The 16,674-nt window shown below is 72.3% G+C and carries 17 protein-coding genes and 1 tRNA gene; 6 read left to right on the top strand and 12 right to left on the bottom strand.

The window, feature by feature from the left end; genetic code table 11:
• Window positions 1-91 precede the first annotated feature (91 nt).
• The gene (locus ACYVJE_RS12140; RefSeq protein ID WP_461144518.1) at window positions 92-856 is read left to right on the top strand and encodes an IclR family transcriptional regulator; all 765 of its coding nucleotides are present in this window, start codon (window positions 92-94) and stop codon (window positions 854-856) included.
• Here the strand turns inward: ACYVJE_RS12140 and ACYVJE_RS12135 are convergent.
• The 8 genes from ACYVJE_RS12135 to selA form a co-directional block, all read right to left on the bottom strand.
• Window positions 841-1,317, bottom strand: coding sequence for a universal stress protein (locus ACYVJE_RS12135; RefSeq protein WP_459159457.1), 477 nt, complete (start codon window positions 1,315-1,317; stop codon window positions 841-843). The two genes, ACYVJE_RS12140 and ACYVJE_RS12135, sit on opposite strands and share 16 nt — an antisense overlap.
• The gene (locus ACYVJE_RS12130) at window positions 1,317-2,183 is read right to left on the bottom strand and encodes an SDR family NAD(P)-dependent oxidoreductase (protein ID WP_461144517.1); all 867 of its coding nucleotides are present in this window, start codon (window positions 2,181-2,183) and stop codon (window positions 1,317-1,319) included. The genes ACYVJE_RS12135 and ACYVJE_RS12130 overlap by 1 nt, the downstream gene beginning before the upstream one ends.
• Before the next feature lie 168 nt (window positions 2,184-2,351).
• Complete coding sequence (locus tag ACYVJE_RS12125) at window positions 2,352-2,741, bottom strand: hypothetical protein (RefSeq protein WP_459159459.1); 390 nt, start codon at window positions 2,739-2,741, stop codon at window positions 2,352-2,354.
• Between the two features lie 107 nt (window positions 2,742-2,848).
• The gene (locus ACYVJE_RS12120; protein WP_461144516.1) at window positions 2,849-3,805 is read right to left on the bottom strand and encodes a phytoene/squalene synthase family protein; all 957 of its coding nucleotides are present in this window, start codon (window positions 3,803-3,805) and stop codon (window positions 2,849-2,851) included.
• A gap of 119 nt (window positions 3,806-3,924) precedes the next feature.
• Window positions 3,925-4,845: a non-homologous end-joining DNA ligase gene (gene ligD, locus ACYVJE_RS12115; protein ID WP_461144663.1), complete on the bottom strand. Its 921-nt coding sequence runs from the start codon at window positions 4,843-4,845 to the stop codon at window positions 3,925-3,927.
• A gap of 2 nt (window positions 4,846-4,847) precedes the next feature.
• Complete coding sequence (ku, locus tag ACYVJE_RS12110) at window positions 4,848-5,897, bottom strand: non-homologous end joining protein Ku (RefSeq protein WP_461144515.1); 1,050 nt, start codon at window positions 5,895-5,897, stop codon at window positions 4,848-4,850.
• An 89-nt stretch (window positions 5,898-5,986) separates the two neighbouring features.
• The gene (selB, locus tag ACYVJE_RS12105) at window positions 5,987-7,750 is read right to left on the bottom strand and encodes a selenocysteine-specific translation elongation factor (protein ID WP_461144514.1); all 1,764 of its coding nucleotides are present in this window, start codon (window positions 7,748-7,750) and stop codon (window positions 5,987-5,989) included.
• A gap of 10 nt (window positions 7,751-7,760) precedes the next feature.
• Window positions 7,761-9,050 carry an L-seryl-tRNA(Sec) selenium transferase gene (selA, locus tag ACYVJE_RS12100; RefSeq protein WP_461144513.1) on the bottom strand — a complete coding sequence of 430 codons (1,290 nt, stop codon included), beginning with the start codon at window positions 9,048-9,050 and terminating at the stop codon, window positions 7,761-7,763.
• Between the two features lie 338 nt (window positions 9,051-9,388).
• Between selA and ACYVJE_RS12095 the strand changes: the two genes are divergently transcribed.
• From ACYVJE_RS12095 to ACYVJE_RS12085, 3 genes are all read left to right on the top strand, one after another.
• Window positions 9,389-9,907 carry a hypothetical protein gene (locus tag ACYVJE_RS12095; RefSeq protein ID WP_461144512.1) on the top strand — a complete coding sequence of 173 codons (519 nt, stop codon included), beginning with the start codon at window positions 9,389-9,391 and terminating at the stop codon, window positions 9,905-9,907.
• 141 nt (window positions 9,908-10,048) lie between these two features.
• Window positions 10,049-11,149, top strand: coding sequence for a methyltransferase (locus ACYVJE_RS12090; protein WP_461144511.1), 1,101 nt, complete (start codon window positions 10,049-10,051; stop codon window positions 11,147-11,149).
• A gap of 198 nt (window positions 11,150-11,347) precedes the next feature.
• Window positions 11,348-11,440 (top strand) — tRNA-Sec (locus ACYVJE_RS12085).
• Here ACYVJE_RS12085 and ACYVJE_RS12080 read toward each other — a convergent pair.
• Window positions 11,410-11,769, bottom strand: a complete 360-nt coding sequence (locus tag ACYVJE_RS12080; RefSeq protein WP_461144510.1) for a hypothetical protein — start codon at window positions 11,767-11,769, stop codon at window positions 11,410-11,412. The two genes, ACYVJE_RS12085 and ACYVJE_RS12080, sit on opposite strands and share 31 nt — an antisense overlap.
• A 316-nt stretch (window positions 11,770-12,085) precedes the next feature.
• Here ACYVJE_RS12080 and ACYVJE_RS12075 point away from each other — a divergent pair, with 316 nt between their 5' ends.
• A complete protein-coding gene (locus ACYVJE_RS12075; RefSeq protein ID WP_461144509.1) occupies window positions 12,086-12,883 on the top strand; it encodes an alpha/beta hydrolase family protein in 798 nt (265 codons plus the stop codon).
• A gap of 385 nt (window positions 12,884-13,268) precedes the next feature.
• Here the strand turns inward: ACYVJE_RS12075 and ACYVJE_RS12070 are convergent, their stop codons facing one another.
• Entirely contained in the window at window positions 13,269-14,222 is a 954-nt protein-coding gene (locus ACYVJE_RS12070; protein ID WP_461144508.1) for a cupin domain-containing protein, read from the bottom strand.
• Between the two features lie 55 nt (window positions 14,223-14,277).
• Here ACYVJE_RS12070 and ACYVJE_RS12065 point away from each other — a divergent pair, with 55 nt between their 5' ends.
• Window positions 14,278-15,384 (top strand): oxidoreductase, encoded by a 1,107-nt coding sequence (locus ACYVJE_RS12065; RefSeq protein ID WP_461144507.1) that lies wholly within the window; start codon window positions 14,278-14,280, stop codon window positions 15,382-15,384.
• A 102-nt stretch (window positions 15,385-15,486) separates the two neighbouring features.
• On the opposite strand, the gene ACYVJE_RS12060 is transcribed toward ACYVJE_RS12065, so the two are convergent.
• Window positions 15,487-15,861: a VOC family protein gene (locus ACYVJE_RS12060; RefSeq protein ID WP_461144506.1), complete on the bottom strand. Its 375-nt coding sequence runs from the start codon at window positions 15,859-15,861 to the stop codon at window positions 15,487-15,489.
• Window positions 15,862-15,995: 134 nt separating this feature from the next.
• Entirely contained in the window at window positions 15,996-16,424 is a 429-nt protein-coding gene (locus ACYVJE_RS12055; RefSeq protein ID WP_461144505.1) for an HIT family protein, read from the bottom strand.
• Window positions 16,425-16,674 lie beyond the last annotated feature (250 nt).

The raw sequence follows: 16,674 nt of genomic DNA, 5'->3' as shown, positions 1-16,674 counted from the left end.
GGACACGCCCGAGCGGGCGGCTGCGGAGCACTCCCTCCCGTCCACTACACTGTTCGAGATACCGAACGTTGTGAAGGAGTGGGGGAACGCCGTGGCCCGGTCCGTACCCGCCGTGGAACGCGCCTTCGACGTGCTCGAACTCTTCCTCGACGAGGCCGAGCTCAGCGCACCCGAGATCACCCAGCGCCTCGGCCTGCCCCGCACCACGGTGCACGAGCTCATCGGCACCCTCACCGCTCGCGGCTACCTCGCCCCCACCGCTCGGGACAGCAACCGGTTCGGCCTCGGCGTGCGCGGCTTCCAGCTCGGTTCGGCCTACCTCGAACGGCTCGACCTGGCCCGCGTCGGTCAGCGCGCCGCCGAGGACACCGCGGCGCAGTGCCACGAAACGGTGCACGTCGGAGTGCGCGACGGCGCCGAGGTGCTCTACATCGCCAAGGTCGACAGCAGCCACCCCGTCCGCATGGTCTCCGCGGTCGGGAGGCGGCTGCCGGCGCACTGCACCGCTCTCGGCAAGACCCTCCTCGCCGCGCTGCCCGCAGCGGAGGTCGACGCGCTCTGCGGCGAGGAGCCGCTGACCACCATGACCGCCAACAGCATCGCCGACCGCAAGTCCCTGCACCGGGAACTCGCCGCCGTCGCCGAGGCGGGCGTGGCCCGCGAGTACTGCGAGTCCAACGACGCCGTGGCCTGCGTGGCCGCCCCGGTCCGCGACCACCGGGGCACCGTCGTCGCCGCGCTGAGCATCTCCGTGCCGATCCTGCGGTGGAACGACGAGGCCGCGGCCACCTTCGTCGAGCTCGCCCGCAGCGGGGCCGCCGGACTCTCCGAGCAGCTCGGCTACCGGGCCGACTGATCCCCGCCGCCGGTCGTGCCCTGCCCGCGCACGATGACCACCGGCACCTTCGCGTGCTGGGCGCAGCGCTGGCTGACCGACCCCAGCAGCGCGCCGTAGAAGCTGCCGTGCCCCCGGCTGCCGACGACGAGCAGCTCCACCCCGGTGGCCTGGGAGGCGTCCAGCAGCACCTGCGCCGCGTGGCCGTGGTGGATCTCCCGGTCGATCGTCGCGCTCGTGCCCTCGTGCTCGACCTCGTCGACCGATTCGTTCATGCCCGTGCGCGCCGCTTCCTCGAAGTCGTCCGGCGGCATCGGGCCGCCTTCCCAGGAGTAGAAGGCGGGGAACTCCCACGCCCCCACGGCGCGCAGCCGCGCCCCGGTCGCCTCGGCCTGGCGAGCCGCCCAGCGCAGCGCCGCCTTCGCCGAGGGGGAGCCGTCCACCCCGACCACGATCGTGCCCGGACCGCCAGCAGCTGCCATCAGACCTCCTCGCTCCGCGTGCTCCGTGCGGCGGTGCTCCCCTGCTGAGCCCGCCGGATGAGGTCGTCGGACACCTCCCGCAGCCGTGCGCGGGCGCCCGCGTCGTAGGCCTGGTCGAGCGCGCGGGCCTGCCGCACACCGTGGAAGTACTCCCCCGTGGTCCCGGCCAGCTCCGGGGCGAAGGCCAGGCGCCGCACCGCGTGCACCCCTTCGGACACGTCGCTGACCGGGCTGATCTCGGCCGCGCGCACCATGGGCGTGTTCATGTAGGTCGCCGGGTGCACCGCGTTGACCAGCACCCCGTGCGGCCGCAGCTCGTCGGCCAGGTCGAAGGTGCTCATGATCTGCGCCAGCTTGCTCTGGGCGTAGGCGCGCGACCCCGTGTAGCCGGTGGTCAGCAACGGGTCGTCGAAGTCGATCGGGCGCTGGCCGGCCGAGGCCACGTTGATGACCCGCGCCGGGGCGGAGGAGACGAGCAGCGGCTGCAGCAGCCGGGTGAGGTGGTACCCGGCGAGGTGGTTGACGGCGAAGCGCAGCTCGATGCCGTCGGCGCTCTCGGACCGCCCGCCGTCCGCGGGGCCGACCCCGGCGTTGTGGATGAGCACGTCCAACCGCGCGCACCGGTCGTGCACGGAGCCGGCGAGCAGCTCCACCTCGTGCAACCGCGCCAGATCGGCCACCACCGCGTCCACGGCGTCCGCGCCCGCCGACCGCGCCAGCTCGTCGCGCACCGCGGCCGCGCGTTCGCGATCCCGCCCGTGCAGCACCAGCCGGGCACCGCTGCGGACGAGTTCCTCGGCGAGGGCGCGCCCCAGGCCGCTGGTCGCGCCGGTCAGCAGGACGGTGGGCGGTGCGGAAGAGGACACGGTCGCTCCCTCACGTCGGGGGGTGGCCTGCACGGCGGTCGCCCTCGTGCGCTGCCGGGCACGGGCAGCACCCACCAGTGTGCGGAGTGCGGCACCGCGTTGTCACCCGCGCCGGGCGGGCGTGTCCGCTCCCCGGTCGTTCCGCGACCCGCACCCGGCGCACCGGGGTCACGGCCGCGGCGGATCGCTCTGCCGCGGGACTTCACCCGCCTCGGGCCGTTGACCGGTGTGCGGTTGCTCCTGCTCGTCCTGCAGCGCCTGCGCGGCGGCGTTGGAGCACGCACCGAGGTCCTCGGCAGCGGCGGCGGCCTGGTCCAGGGCCACCTGGCTGTCCGAGGGCTCGGTCCGGCCGACCGGGCGGCACCGCTGCGAGAGGCGGTCGAGCTGCCGCGACAGGCTCCGGCCAGCACCGGTGATGCTGTGCAGCGCCTCGCGCACCTGCGCCAGTTCCGCGGCCGAGAGCTCCCCGGCGGTGCGGTTCTCCAACCGGTGGCTCGCCTGCGCGAGCGCCTCCGCGCGGGCGTGCAGCTCGTGCCAGTCCGAAGCGCTTCCCGTCATCCTCGGCTTCCCCACGTCTCGCCACGTCGCACAACTCCTGCCATCTCGGCGAATACCCCGCTCAGCGGCCACTACACATCCGGGGGCCGCCGGGCGGTGCGCCGGCCTCACGCCGCGCCGAGGCGGAACAGCCCGGCGGCGCCGGCAGCGGGCAGCGCCACCCCCAGCCGGCGGGCGCGGGAAACGGTGACGCGCTGGGCGAACACCTGGTATCCGGAGCGGACGATTCCGTCGAGGATGTCGCCGTAGAGCGTGAACGCGGTGGCCACGCACGGCCGCGCGTGCGGCGCCAGCAAGCGGATCCCCGGTTCGGCCGCGCGGTAGCAGGCGTGCGCGCGGGACACCTGGTCGGCCAGGGCGCGCCGCACCGGGCCGTCGGCGCGCCCGCGCCGCCGGCACCGCAGCAGCCGCTCCCGGTCCACCCCGAACGCGGCGAGCTCGTCCGCCGGCAGGTACAGCCGCCCCCGGTCGAGGTCCTCGGCGATGTCGCGCAGGAAGTTCGTCAGCTGGAACGCGTGGCCCAGCCGCTCGGCGTACGGCGCTGCCTCCGCGCGCGGGACGGACGTGCCGAGGATCGGCATGACCTGCAACCCGATCACCCCGGCCGAGCCGTGCATGTAGGCGTCCAGGCTCGCCCGGGTGGGGTAGTCCCGCACCGTCAGGTCCATGCGCATCGAGTGCAGGAAAGAGCGGAACAGCGCCACGTCCAGCTCGTAGCGCGCGGCCGCGTCGACCACCGCGGTCACGAGCGGATCGGCACCCCCACCGGCCGTCCAGGACTCGTCCAGCTCGCGCTCGACGCGCAGCAGCGCCTCCCGGCGCGCGGCGGGGGAGACCTCCGGATCGTCGACGATGTCGTCGACCCACCGCGCGAACCCGTACAGCGCGTGCACCATGGGGCGCCGCGCCGCGGGCAGCAGCCGCGTGGCCAGGAAGTAGGTGCGTCCGTGCGCTGCGTTGATCTCCCGGCACCGCAGGTACGCCGCGCGCAGCGACGGCCGGTCGATACCGGCGGCGCGCAGCTCGCGCAACGCTGTCGGTGAGCCCCCGGGTCGGCTGCCCATGAGCGTCATCACAGCACACGCGGCCGGTGCCGCGACGCGCGGTGCGACCTGCGGTGAACCCGGTCACGCCCGCCGCCGATCCACAGAGGACTCCCCGCGCGGGGTCGCCGCCGGCGGCCTCACAGAGCGGTCGGCGCCTCGTGCAGGCCCTCGAACGGGTCCAGCCCCGAGTCGAGCCGCCGCAGCACCTGCTCCGCCGTGAACACCAGCTGGTGCGGCTCGCTGCACCGGTGGACCTCGGCCCACGTGACCGGCGTGGAGACCGTGGGGCGGGACCGCGCCCGCAGCGAATACGCGGCCACCGTCGCCGTGGCCGCGTTGTTCCGGCTCCAGTCGATGAACACCTTCCCGCGCCGCAGCTCGCGGCCCGCGGTGGCCACCACGTGCTCGGGGTGCTCGCGCGCCAAGCGCTGCGCCAGCTCCCGGGCGTAGTCGGCGGGCCGCGCCGCCTCCGCCACCGAGATCGGGCAGTACAGCTGCATCCCCGCGGACCCGCTCGTCTTCGGGAACGCCCGCAGCCCGTCCGCGTGCAGCACGCGGTGCAACCGCTCGGCGATCCGGCAGCAGTCCACGACCGTGGCCGGATCGCCCGGGTCCAGGTCGAACACGAGCAGGTCCGGCAGGTGCCGCCGGCCGTCGCGTTCCACGGTCCACTGCGGCACGTGCAGCTCCAGCGCGGCCAGGTCCGCCGTCCAGATCAACGTGGGCAGGTCGTTGATGCGCACGTGGTGGTTCGTCGCCGAACCGGACCCGTCCGCGTCGCTGGTGACCGGCACCGCGTCCACCCACTCCGGCGCGCGGCTGCCGGTGTTCCGCTCGAGGAACGACGCACCGCCCACCCCGTCCGGCGCGCGGACCAGCGTCGCCGCGCGGTCGCGCACGTGCGGCAGCACGGCCTCCGCCGCGCGGTGGTAGTACGACAGCACGTCCCGCTTGCGGAACCCGGCCGCCGGGTACAGCGGCTTGTCCGGGTTCGACAGGGTCAGGCGCACCCCGTCGACGTCGACGGTGACGTGGTGGGAGACCTCGGTGCCGGCCATGGTCACGGCACCCGCCGTGATCGGCCGCCCGCGTCCGCGGCGGCAACGGCCTGCTCCAGGTCTCCGCGGCTCATCTTCGACCGTCCCCGGATGCCCAGCTGCCGGGCGCGCTCGGCGAGATCGGACTTGCGCATGCCCGCCAGGTCCGGGCGGTGCGCCCCACCGGGCGCTCCGCGCGAACGCCCACCGGAGGAGCTGGTCCCCGAGCGGCCGCGCGGCCCGTCCCGCGGCCCCGGCACCGGTCCCGAGCCCTCGCGGGACTCCTCGGCGCTGCGCCGCAGCGCCTCGTCGACGCTGCGCCGCAGCACCTCGCTCAGGTCGGTGACCTCCGTGGGCTCCGGCGGGCTCGCGGCCGGCGCCGGCGCGACGCCCCGGGCCTTCTCCACCAGCAGCTGCTCGACGCGCTCGGCGTAGGTGTCGGTGTAGTGCTCCGGTTCCCAGGCGCCCTTCATCGAGTCGATGATCATGCCGGCCATGCGCATCTCGTTGCCGCTGGGAACCGCCTCCGCCGCATCGCCGACGAGGCCGCCGGGATCGCGCACCTCCGCGGAGAAGTGCAACGTGTCCAGCGCCAGCACCGAGTCCTCCGCGCGCAGGGCGGTCAGGTACTGCTTGCCGCGCAGCACCACCGTGGCGATGCCGGCCTGGCCCGACGCCTGCAGCGCGCGCCGCAGCAGCGCGTACGGGCGCGCGTACGCGCCTCCGGTCGGCGCCAGCCAGTAGGTCCGCTGGAAGTACACCGGGTCGATCTCCGATACGGGCACGAAACGATCGATGTCGATCGCGCGGGACCGGCCCGGTGCGACCTCGTCCAGCTCGGACTGCTCGACGGTCACCACCACGTCGCCGATCTCGCGGCCCTTCACGACGTCGCCGTAGTCCACCTCCTCGCCGGTGCGCTCGTTCACGCGCTTGAGCCGCACCCGGTCAGCGGTGTCGCGCACGTACTGGTGAAACTGGTTGCTGCGATCCTCGGTCGCGCTGTACAGGTCGACCGGGATCGTGACCAGCCCGAAGTTGATCGAACAGGTCCAGATCCTGCGCGGCGGCATGGCTTCCTCCCCTCGCCGCGACCAGCTCCCACCCCCACGATGCGCGCAGCACCCGCGAGATCGCAGTACCCGAAAGGGGACAGGGTCGGTTACGCGGAGCGCACCTGGTGGGTGCCGTCGGGCAGCGCCCGCGTCAACCCGCACCGGTCCAGGTGCTCCAGCAGCGGAACCACCACTCGCCGCGAGGTGTCCAGCGCCCGCCGCGCCTGGCTCGGCGTGAACGGCTGCTCCAGATCGGCCAGCAGGGCAGCGGCGTGCTCCGCGGACCGCGGCCCCAGCACCACGCCCGGCGCGAGCCGCACCAGCAGCCCGCCCCGCTCGGCCGCGGCCAGCTCGGCCTCACCGGCACCGAGCTCGGCGAGCTCATCGCTGGTGGGGGAGCGGAACGGCCGTTCGGACAGCACGTCGCACACCCGCGCGGCCACCTCCCGCGCCGCCTGCGGCACCTCGTCGCGCGTGCGCAACCGCCCGCGCGCGAACACGACCCCCGCTTCGCGGGCCAGCTCGACGACCAGGTCGCGGTCCGGCAGCTCCAGCGCCCGGCGCGCCGCCTCCGGCGCGAGACCGCCGTCGAGCGGACGGCGCCGCTCGTGCTCGGCCACGTGCTCGGCCAGGCGTTCGGCCGCCTCCGCGCGGTACCGGGGATCCACCAGCCACGGGCCCGCGGTGTCCTCGCGCAGCTCGGGCGGCAGCGCCACACCCATGGCGCGCAGATCCGCAGCGCGCACGATGCGGCGGCGGCGCAGCTCCGCCCACGCGTCCGGTGAGCCGTCCGCGGTTTCCAGCGCGCGCGCCCGCTGCCGCGCGGCCCCGCGCCGCCGCAGCGCCGGAGGGGACACGTCCAACACGCACGCGCTGCCCGCGATCCGGTGTTGACCGGGGTCGCGCAGCACCACGCGGTCGCCGATCACCAGCGGCAGCGGTTCGCGCAGCTGCAACCGGGCCGTGTCCGCGCCCAGCGGACGCACCCGCGCCGCGAGCGAGGCCGTGCCCGCGTGCACCACCAGCTCCCGCGGCAGTTCCGCCACCGGCGCGCCCGCGACGCGCACGTCGACGGTGCCGGTCGACCACCACCGCCCGGGGGTGACCAGCGCGTGCCCGCGGCGGATCTCGTGGTGCTCGGCACCGCGCAGGTTCACCGCCACCCGCGCCGCCGCCACCACCTCCGCGCGGTCCTCGCCGAGCGCCTGCAAACCGCGGACGGTGACGGGGCGCTGCCCCGGGTGCAGCAGCAGGCGGTCACCCCGCCGCACGCGCCCCGCCGGCAGCGTGCCGGTCACCACGGTGCCCGCACCGCGCACGGTGAACGAGCGGTCCACCCAGATCCGCGCGGCCGCCTCCGCGTCCGGGCGGGGGAGCCGGTGCGCCAGCGCGTCCAGCTCCGCGCGCAGCTCGGCGAAGCCCTCGCCGGTGGCGCCGCTGACCGGGCACACCGGCAGGTCGGTCATCCCGGTGCCGGCGAGCTGCTCGCGCGCCTGCTGGGCCGCGGGCGCCGGATCGGCCAGGTCGCAGCGGGTGATCGCCACGAGCCCGTGCCGCACGCCCAGCGCGTGCAGCGCGTCCCGGTGCTCGCTGGACTGCGCCTGCCACCCCTGGTCGGCGGCGAGCACGAACAGCACCGCCGTCACCGGCCCCACCCCGGCGAGCATGTTGCCGACGAACCGCTCGTGGCCGGGGACGTCGACGAACGCGACCGCGCAGCCGTCGTCGAGGCCCGTCCAGGCGAACCCCAGGTCCAGCGTGAGCCCGCGCCGGTGCTCCTCGGCCCAGCGGTCCGGGTCGGTCCCGGTCAACCGGCGCACCAGCGTGGACTTGCCGTGGTCCACGTGCCCGGCGGTGGCCACGACGTGCATGTCCCTCACCTCAATCGCACGCGAGCACGGCCCGGCACAGCAGCTCGTCCTCGTCCTCGGGTACCGCGAACAGGTCCAGCACGCAGCGCCCCCGCTCCACGTGCCCCAGCACCGGGGGATCTGCTCCGCGCAGCGCCTTGCCGTAGCGTTCCGGCAGCGCCACCGACGCGCTCGGCAGCACCACCCCGGGAGCACCGCCCCCGCCGACGGTGGCCTCCGCGGACTCCGCGGTGGCCGGAACCCCCGCGGCCGACAGCGTCTCGGCCAACCGGTGCGCGCGCCGGTGCAGGCGCTGCGGGTCCTGGTGCAGCATCGCCGAGACCGGGGGCTCCGGGCCGGAGATCGTGGCCTCCAACGCGGCCAGCGTCGTCTTGTCCACGCGCAGCGCCCGTGCCAGCGGGTGCGCGCGCAGGCGGCTGATCAGCCGGGCCTCGCCGAGCAGCAACCCCGCCTGCGGGCCGCCGAGGAGCTTGTCGCCGCTGGCGATGACGAGGTCCGCGCCCTGGCGCAGGAGGCCGCGCGCGTCGGGTTCGTCGCCGAGCACCGGATCCGGGTGCAGCAGGCCCGAACCGATGTCGGCGACCACCGGCACCTCCAGCTCGCGCAGCGCGGCCGGGGGGACCGAGGCCGTGAACCCGCGGATGACGAAGTTCGACGGGTGCACCTTGAGCACGAACCCCGTCCGCGGTCCCACCGCGGCCCGGTAGTCCTCCAGGCGCACCCGGTTGGTCGTGCCGACCTCGCGCAACCGGGCACCGGTGGACTCGAGCAGTTCGGGGATGCGGAAACCGTCGCCGATCTCCACCATCTCACCGCGCGCCAGCACGATCTCGCCGGAGCCGGCCAGCGCGGTCGCGGCCAGTGCGAGCGCCGCCGCGCCGTTGTTCACCACGTGCGCGTCCTCGGCCTCCGGCACCGCCCCGCGCAGCGCCGCGCGCACCGCGACCGCGCGACCGCCGCGATGACCCGTGTGCACGTCGAGCTCGACATCGCAGGTCGCGGCGACTTCGCCCATCGCCTGCACCGCCGCCTCCGACAGCGGGGCGCGGCCGAGGTTGGTGTGCAGCACGACGCCGGTGGCGTTGACGACGTGCCGCAGCTGCGTGGCCGCGCGCGGCAGGGCGGCGTGCACCGCGTCGAGCACCTCGTCGGGGTCGATCTCGCCGTCGCGGGCGCGCTGCTGCACGCGCTGCACCACGCTCTTGACCAGCGGCCGCCCGAGCCGGGCGATCGGCGCGGCCAGTTCCGGGGAGTGCAGCAGCCAGCCCGTTCCGGGGATCCGTCGGCGTTCGTCCGCCATGCACCGCACTATAGGCGGCGGGGGCAGGTCCGGTCGGAGGCCGACACGCCTCGTCGTGTCGGGCGGCGGGTGCGACAGGCACTTCGCACGGTCGTGTGGATCTCGCACTGCTCGGTCGAAAACGAGTTCGACGTCGGGCACGCTCGGGTTGTGCCGTTGGCCGGAGGTGCGGTGCCCACCGCGCGGCGGTTGCGGGTTCTCGAGGTGTCCGCCGAGGACCGGATCGCCACGCGGCTCCCGGCCTTCGGTGGGACCGCGGAGTCGCCGGTGTGCGCCGGACTGCGGGGCGATTGGACGGGGGCGGGCGTGAAAACGACTGGTGTGCTGGGGGATGTGACGTGTCCGGAGATCGGACCGCGCGGCAGCGCGCGGACCGCGCCCTGTGCCCCGTCGCCGTGGCGAGCGCCGTGCAGCTGCGGGTGCGCGATGTCGCCAACGCGATGCGCGCAGCGGGAGTTGACGAACAGCTCACCGCCGCGCGAGCGCGTGGCTGGAAGGCGCGGCCGGACACGGCACCGGAGTGGTTCGCCGAACTCCTCGCCGCGGACGCGGCCAGGAAAGCCGCGCGCCGGCTGCGCCGTGCGCGCCGCGAACACGAGCGGCAGCAGGTGCTGGAACGCGCCGAGAAGGTCGAGCGGAGACTGCTGCGCGGCGCCAAGCGCTTCCGCCGCCCCGAGGACGAGGAGATCGCGGTCGACCTCGCGTTCCGCGCGATGGAGGAACTGCTCCGCGCTGATGGGGACGCGAGCGCTCTGGACCCGTTGGCGGTGGCCGCGCTGCGGTGGGCCGGGGTCGCTCCAACGGATCATGGCACGTGGTTCCTGCACGGAGGTGGGTGCTGTGCTCGAGCGCGGTGACCGCGCGGCGAAGGGCTCGGTCGACGCGCCCCGGGAATCCGATTCGTCCCTGCGGTGGAATTCGCGGTCGAGGGGCACTCATGCGCGCGGCTCGGCGGTACGGTCGGCACTCGTCGCGTCGAGGCGGGAAGGTGCGGAAGCATGACAGCGGACCCGGACTCCCCGCAGGCCGCCACATCCCCGCAGGGTGCCGCACCCCCGCAGGGTGCCGCACCCGCGGAGGACACCGCATCCGCGGAGAACGCACCACCGCTGCGACTGCTGCGCATGGTGCAGGGATTCGAGGTGTCCCAGGCGCTGTACGCGGTGGCGAAGCTCGACCTGGCCACGGAACTCGCCTCCGGCCCGCGAACGGCCGCGGATCTCGCCGAACGCACCGGCACCTGTCCGGATGCGGTCTTCCGGCTGCTGCGCACGCTCACCGGATTCGGCGTGTTCCACCAGCCGACTCCGGGTGCGTTCGCCACCACGGAACTGGGGCGGTGCCTGGCGGCGGACGCGCCGCAGTCGATCCGCGACATGACGCTGATGCTGGTGGAAACGCACTACCCGGCGTTCGCGCACCTCGCCGAGACCGTCCGCACCGGGACCCCCGCGGCCACGGTGCACTACGGCCGCCCGTTCATGGACTGGCTCGTCGAAGTGCCCGAGCGCTCCGAGGCGTTCAGCGCAGCGATGGCGGACCTGACCGACGTGGTCAAGGAATCCACGCTCGACGGCTACCCGCTGCCACCCGGTGACCCGGTGGTCGACGTCGGCGGGGCCGACGGTTCCGTGCTCGCACGCCTCCTGCGCGAACACCCCGACCGGTCCGGCGTCGTGTTCGATCTGCCCGCGGTGGTGCCTGCGGCGGAGCAGCGGGTCCACGACTCGGACCTGGAGCGGCGCGTCGACGTCATCAGCGGTGACTTCTTCGCGTCCGTGCCGCGCGGTGCGGTGTACCTGTTGTCGACGGTCCTGCACGACTGGGACGACGAGGCCGCCACCGCACTGCTGCGGCGCATCGCCGCATCCGCCGATGCCGGCGCCCGCCTGGTCGTCGTCGAAACCGTCATGCCCGACGACGACCAACCGCACTTCAGCAAGTACTCCGACCTCACGATGCTCGGCATGATCACCGGTCGCGAGCGCACCCGCGCGGAGTTCGAGGAGTTGTTCCACGCCGCAGGATTCAACTTCGACCGCGTCGCACCGGCGCGCGGCGCCGGGCCGTACTCCGTGCTCGAGGCGTCGTTGCGCTGACGGCGTCCGCGCGGGGCCGCGCCGTTCAGCGCTCCCAGCGAGCACCCGTTCGGTGCTCACCGCGGACGCGGTTGGCGGTGACCGCGGGGAAGGTGCGGAGCAGAACTGGGCGCTCCCAACCGCGTTGCCGTGTGGAGCGCTCGACGCGCCGAGGTCTGCGACGTTGCTGCCAGGACGATGTCTACTACGCTGCCCCGCGGAGGCGTTTGGGTCCTGGTGGGCCCCGCGGTCTTCAAAACCGATGTGGCCGAGAAGCTCGGTCAGGCGGGTTCGATTCCCGTCCGCCTCCGCTGATGTGGCACCGTGCGAACCCCGGCCGGCGATTCTGTGCCCTGCGAGGATGCCGCGGGTGCGGCGTCGCCGGCCGGGACGCGGAACACGGGCACGACGTGCTGGGGCCCGGTGACGCGCACGGTGGCGACGAGTTCTGCGAGCACGGCTTTGGCCTCGGCCTGGGGGCCGGTGGCGAGGACGGTGTCGAGCTGCTCGGTGATGGCCTCGAGGGTGGCCTCGTCCGGGAGTGTCGATCTGACGGCTCTGGTCGACTTGCGGTGGTGACGAATCGTTGAGTGGTTGTCACAAACAGATACGGCGAGATTGGTTGGTGCTCTGACCTCCACGGTTCGCGAACGGACAGCGCTGCAGCGAGGATGCGGCCCGGGCACCGGGCTCACCTCGGAGGCCATGTCAACTCTCACGGAGGACCACTTCAGCTTCGTGGCCTGCGGATGCTTGCTCGCCGGACTCCCGTCGTCGCCGCTACTGTCTATTATCGCCGCAAGTGGGCCAGAGCCAGTCATCGGAGAGTCTCGTCGGCGGCGTTCAAAATGGCATGACGTGCGGGCCGACCTGCGGAGCAATGCTCGGCCCGCCGCGCTGATTCCGCTGGTGGCGTAACCGCTTTCTGGCAGGGGGCCGTCGACCTACCGTTGCCGCATGCGCTCACCGATCACGGGCACGGCTGCCGGCGTGCCATTCACCGCGCTGCCACCGAACGATGACGGCCCAGCGCCTCTGATCGTCACCTGGCACATGCTGGACGCGCCGAGGTCGGATGCCGCGTTCGCTGCCGCGCTGCCGATGAACGGCCTGCCCGCGTGGCGTGTGCACCTCGGCATGCCGATGTGCGGGGCGCGGATGGTCGACGGCAGCATGGACGCTGGCTTGGAGCTGCTGCGCACCGATCCCCTGATGTCTGCTCTGTACCCGTTCGTCCGAGAGGCGACCGAGGAGTTCCCGGCCGTGCTGGCGTCGATCCGTGCGCAGCTGCCGATCGATGACGGTCCGATCGGCGTGCTCGGCGGTTCACTGGGCGGGGCCGTGGCGCTGCGGGTCCTTGCCGAGACCGAGATTCCGGTCTTCGCCGGCGCCGTGGTGAACGCCGCCATCCGGATGCGCTCCGTCGTCGACCTGTTCGGCGACTACTCGTATGACACCGAGTCCGCAAAGGCCGTCGACAGTCTGGACTTCGTTGCCAAGGCTGGCACCATCGCTGGTCGCTCGCCGTTGCTGGTCGTCAGTGGCAAGCGGGATCACCCGGCGCTACGTGCCGACGCATTGGATCTCGTCGACGCATTGGGAGAAGACTCCGACCTGCTGTCGATCCCCGAGTTGGCGCATCCGCTTGCCGACGAGCCCGGAATCGAGCCCGCGCCACAGCTGCCGCTGGCTCGCGAGGTCGACGCCGGCCTGATCACCTGGTTCCGACACCACCTCACGGGACAGAACAGCTAGCTTTAGTGCCTCCGTTCACGGCCGCCCCGGTTCAGCTGGGGTGGGATCCGCGGGAAAGGGGCCGCGGTGTATCCGGTTGCCGCCCCACCATCCGTCGCCGAACGCTCTTTCTCCACAGGTTGTGGCACTAGTTCAGGTGCCCGGATCACCCGACAGGGCACCAACTGCGGAAGTGGCCCCGGGGCCTCCAGAACGGACGAGCGGGCGCGAGCCCCGACGGGGTTACTCGCCTGCACTCGCGCGCTCGCCCGTCCACCGCCGAGGGACCTCGCGGAGGTGACTCGATCCTGTTCCAACCCTCGTCGCAGGCCAATCTTGAGGCTGTGACCAACACAGAAACACACTCAGCCCCTCCCGGCCGGGATCGCTGCCTGGACTCTAACGATCAACTGGCCAGAGTGTCGGTGTTCTGACCGTTGGCCCCTGGGCGCTGTCGCCAGCTGCCGGGTGCTTGGCCCTGTCGTCGCGTGAAGGTCCGACTGAGTGCTTGGCCGGTGCGGTAGCCGACTCGGTTGGCGATTTCCTGCAGGCTCATGTCGGTGTCGCGCAGCAGGGTCTTGGTGCGGAACATCCGCCAGGTTGTGAGATACCCCAGGGGTGTGTCGCCGGTCTTGTCGCGAAACGCGGCGGCGAACGCGGACCGGGACATTCCTGCGCGACTGGCGAGTTCGTCGATCGTCCAGGGATGGGCCAGGTCGGTGTGCATGGCGTTGATTGCCGGAGCGAGCTGCGGGTCCCGGAGCGCTGCGAGCCATCCGACGGAGCCTGCCGGTCCGGAGGAGCAGGCACGCAGCGCTTGGACGAACAGCACGTCGGACAGTCGCGCGCTGATGAACCCGGAGCCCATGGCGCCCTCGGCCGTTTCCTGCGCGATGAGGTCGAAGGTGGCCCGCAGCTGGCGACCCGACTGCTCGTCGAGGTCGATCCGGAACAGTGGGGGCAGCAGCGCGAACAGCGCGTCGGCGGCTACCACGTCGAAGGTGAAGCGGCTGGAGAGGATCTCGGTCGACTCGCCGGTATCGGCGCCGTCTGGCGCGCTCTGGAAGTCCTCGCAGTCGACGAGCGCGCGGCCGGGACGGTCCTGCAGCTCGAAGGTCACCCCGTCCCGGACGAGGAAACAGTCATTCGTCCGCAGCCGCAGCGGTTCGGTCAAGCCTGCGCCGCTCAGCCAACACGACCCCCGTGCCACGAGCAACAGGCGCGCCACGTGGCGCGGCGGGAAGGCGATCCCCCAGGGAGCGCGGGGAGTGATCCGTTTGAACTGCGCCTCCTCGATGTTCATCGTCAGCAACAGGTCATCAACGGCACGCACAGCAAGCTCCTGGACGAACGGGTACAAGTCTTAGATTCCATGCTACTGACCGTCCAGACGCCTGGTCGCGACAATCGTGGTCATGGAACTCGGAACGGCAGAATCGGACCACGACGTGGTGCAGGCGGACGTGACGCCCTGGACGGGTATGCACCTGCGGGAGCTGGAACTGGCCAACCGGGTGTGGCTCTCGCCGATGTGCCAGTACTCCGCGGACGAACACGGCGCTCCCACCGGCTGGCACCTGGCCCATTACGGGGCCAGAGCTGCCGGCGGTGTGGGGATGGTGATGGTCGAGGCCACCGCTGTCGCCCCGGACATGCGCACCACCGTTGGCGATCTGGGCCTGTGGAGTGAGCGCCAGGTCGCCGCGCACCGGCGGCTGGCCGGGCTCATCCGCTCCGTCGGGTCCGTGCCCGCGGTCCAATTGGGCATCGCGGGGCGGAAGAGCTCGCACGGCATCCCGTGGGACAACACCGGCACACGCCACCCCGTCTCCCCCGCAGAGGGTGGGTGGCAGCCGCTCGCGCCGTCACCGCTGCCGTTCTCCGGACTCGCCCCACCTCGCTCGATGACCGCACACGACATCGACCGCGTGCTCGGCGACGTCGAACGCGCCGCCCGCAACGCCCACCGGGCCGGTTACGAAGCCCTCGGACTGCAAGGGGCGAACGGCTACCTGTTCCACCAGTTCCTCTCACCGCTGGCCAACGAGCGCACCGACGCGTGGGGCGGTGACCTCGAGAGTAGGCTGCGGTTCCCGCTCGCGGTGGTGTCCGCCCTGCGGGCCGGGTGGCCGGCGGAGAAGCCCCTCGTGATCCGCACGCCGGTTACCGATCTCCTCGAGGGGGGCGTGACCATCGACGAGACCGAGGTCCTCGTCGCTCGTATGGCCGAGCTCGGCGCGGACCTGCTCGACATCAACTCCGGCGCCCTCGTGCCCGAAGCGCCCCGCCCCACCGAACCGCTCGAGAACGCCCGCTTCGCAGGGCGATTCCGCACGCTCGGAGTGGCCACCGCCACCTCCGGCTCGGTCACCGAAGCACGGCAACTCCACGAGGCCATCCCGCACTCTGTCGACGCGCTGCTGGTTGGCCGGGTCATGCTGCGCGACCCCTACTGGACCCTCCGCGCCCACGACGGGACGCCGACCGATACCTGGCCCAAGCAGTACCACCGGGCATTCTGACTGAGGTGTTCTGATCATGCTGATGGGTTATTTCCGGAGGTATGGAGTCTGGGAAGCCGACAGAGCTGCAGTTGAGGGATCCTCTCGTGAGACGCCGGAACTTCAGGCGTGCGCGCTCCGCTCGTGGAACTGGACCTTATGGCCGTCAGGACCGTCGACCGTTGCGTACGTCCCCCACGGCTCCCTGACCGGGTCTGAGACGGTTGCACCGGTAGAGCGCAGTGCCTCGACCGTCGCGGCCACGTCCTCGCTGGCGAACGTGAGATTCGCTCCTTCACCGGGTGATCGACCGAAGCCCTCAGCTGACGCCAGGACGATCGCCGTTTGCGCTCCAGCCGGGCGTACCTCCAGCCAGCGGTTTCCTCCGCCCATGTCGGCATCAGTGACTATCTCGAAGCCCAAGGTGTCGCGGTAGAACACCAGACTCTCGTCCTGGTCGGCGACGTACAACACAGCAGATGCGATGTGGGTGATCATTGCCCAACAGTAGCGCCGCGCACAGACGCGGTTACAGCCTGCTGACCCGGACACGCCACACCAGCAGCGCCCTGTCTCGTATGACGATCCCTTCTCGGACTACCGCTCCACTGACCTACTTCCCCAGCGGCGAGTCAGTCCTGGGCGGCGGAGAGCCGACCGCCCCGGGCGGCGATCGCGTCCATGTCGCCCGGGGTTCCCGGTTGCCAGGGCAGCACCAGTCGGTCCTTGGCCTTGTCGACGTACCGCGGAATCACGTGCAGGTGAAAGTGAAACACCGTCTGCCATGCCTCGGCACCGCAGCAGTTGAGCAGATTCACCCCGTCGGCACCGAATTCCCCGACCGCTGCCTTGGCGACCCGCTGTGCGGCCAGGGTCACCGCGGTGAGGTCCTTGACCGGGATCTCGAACAGGTCGCTGCTGTGCTGCTTGGGAACGACCAGCAAGTGACCGTCCGAGGCCGGGTGGATGTCCATGAACGCATACGTCGTTTCGTCCTCGGCTACTTTCACGCTCGGGATGTTGCCGGTCACGATGCTGCAAAACAGGCACTGATCGCTCATGCCCATAGACGTTAGCCATTGCTCGGGTAGCGGCGCATCGCTCGTGACAGAGCGGCCATTGCCCGGTGCTCCCTGTCTCGCCGCTGACCTGGTTCAGCACCTCCTCGTCACTCTCACGGGGGCTGGTCTTGCGGACGCGTTTCGGGATGAGGATGTCCCGGTTTCTGGCCAGTCAGCGCTCGTCTTCGGTGGGGCGGTGATGTACGTACTCGACCACCGTGCCGTCAGGGTGGCGTGCGTTGAACGCTGC

It is taken from the genome of Salinifilum aidingensis (assembly GCF_054782015.1).
The sequence above is the reverse complement of the archived record's forward strand: the minus strand, read 5'-3'. Positions and strand labels throughout refer to the sequence as shown.

Bases quoted from the DNA above. Each gene is read 5' to 3' on its own strand.
- ACYVJE_RS12135 (WP_459159457.1), bottom strand. From the start codon at position 1,317: ATGGCAGCTGCTGGCGGTCCGGGCACGATCGTGGTCGGGGTGGACGGC.
- ACYVJE_RS12125 (WP_459159459.1), bottom strand. From the start codon at position 2,741: ATGACGGGAAGCGCTTCGGACTGGCACGAGCTGCACGCCCGCGCGGAG.
- ACYVJE_RS12120 (WP_461144516.1), bottom strand. From the start codon at position 3,805: ATGGGCAGCCGACCCGGGGGCTCACCGACAGCGTTGCGCGAGCTGCGC.
- ligD (WP_461144663.1), bottom strand. From the start codon at position 4,845: ATGGCCGGCACCGAGGTCTCCCACCACGTCACCGTCGACGTCGACGGG.
- ku (WP_461144515.1), bottom strand. From the start codon at position 5,897: ATGCCGCCGCGCAGGATCTGGACCTGTTCGATCAACTTCGGGCTGGTC.
- selB (WP_461144514.1), bottom strand. From the start codon at position 7,750: ATGCACGTCGTGGCCACCGCCGGGCACGTGGACCACGGCAAGTCCACG.
- selA (WP_461144513.1), bottom strand. From the start codon at position 9,050: ATGGCGGACGAACGCCGACGGATCCCCGGAACGGGCTGGCTGCTGCAC.
- ACYVJE_RS12090 (WP_461144511.1), top strand. From the start codon at position 10,049: ATGACAGCGGACCCGGACTCCCCGCAGGCCGCCACATCCCCGCAGGGT.
- ACYVJE_RS12075 (WP_461144509.1), top strand. From the start codon at position 12,086: ATGCGCTCACCGATCACGGGCACGGCTGCCGGCGTGCCATTCACCGCG.
- ACYVJE_RS12065 (WP_461144507.1), top strand. From the start codon at position 14,278: ATGGAACTCGGAACGGCAGAATCGGACCACGACGTGGTGCAGGCGGAC.
- ACYVJE_RS12060 (WP_461144506.1), bottom strand. From the start codon at position 15,861: ATGATCACCCACATCGCATCTGCTGTGTTGTACGTCGCCGACCAGGAC.
- ACYVJE_RS12055 (WP_461144505.1), bottom strand. From the start codon at position 16,424: ATGAGCGATCAGTGCCTGTTTTGCAGCATCGTGACCGGCAACATCCCG.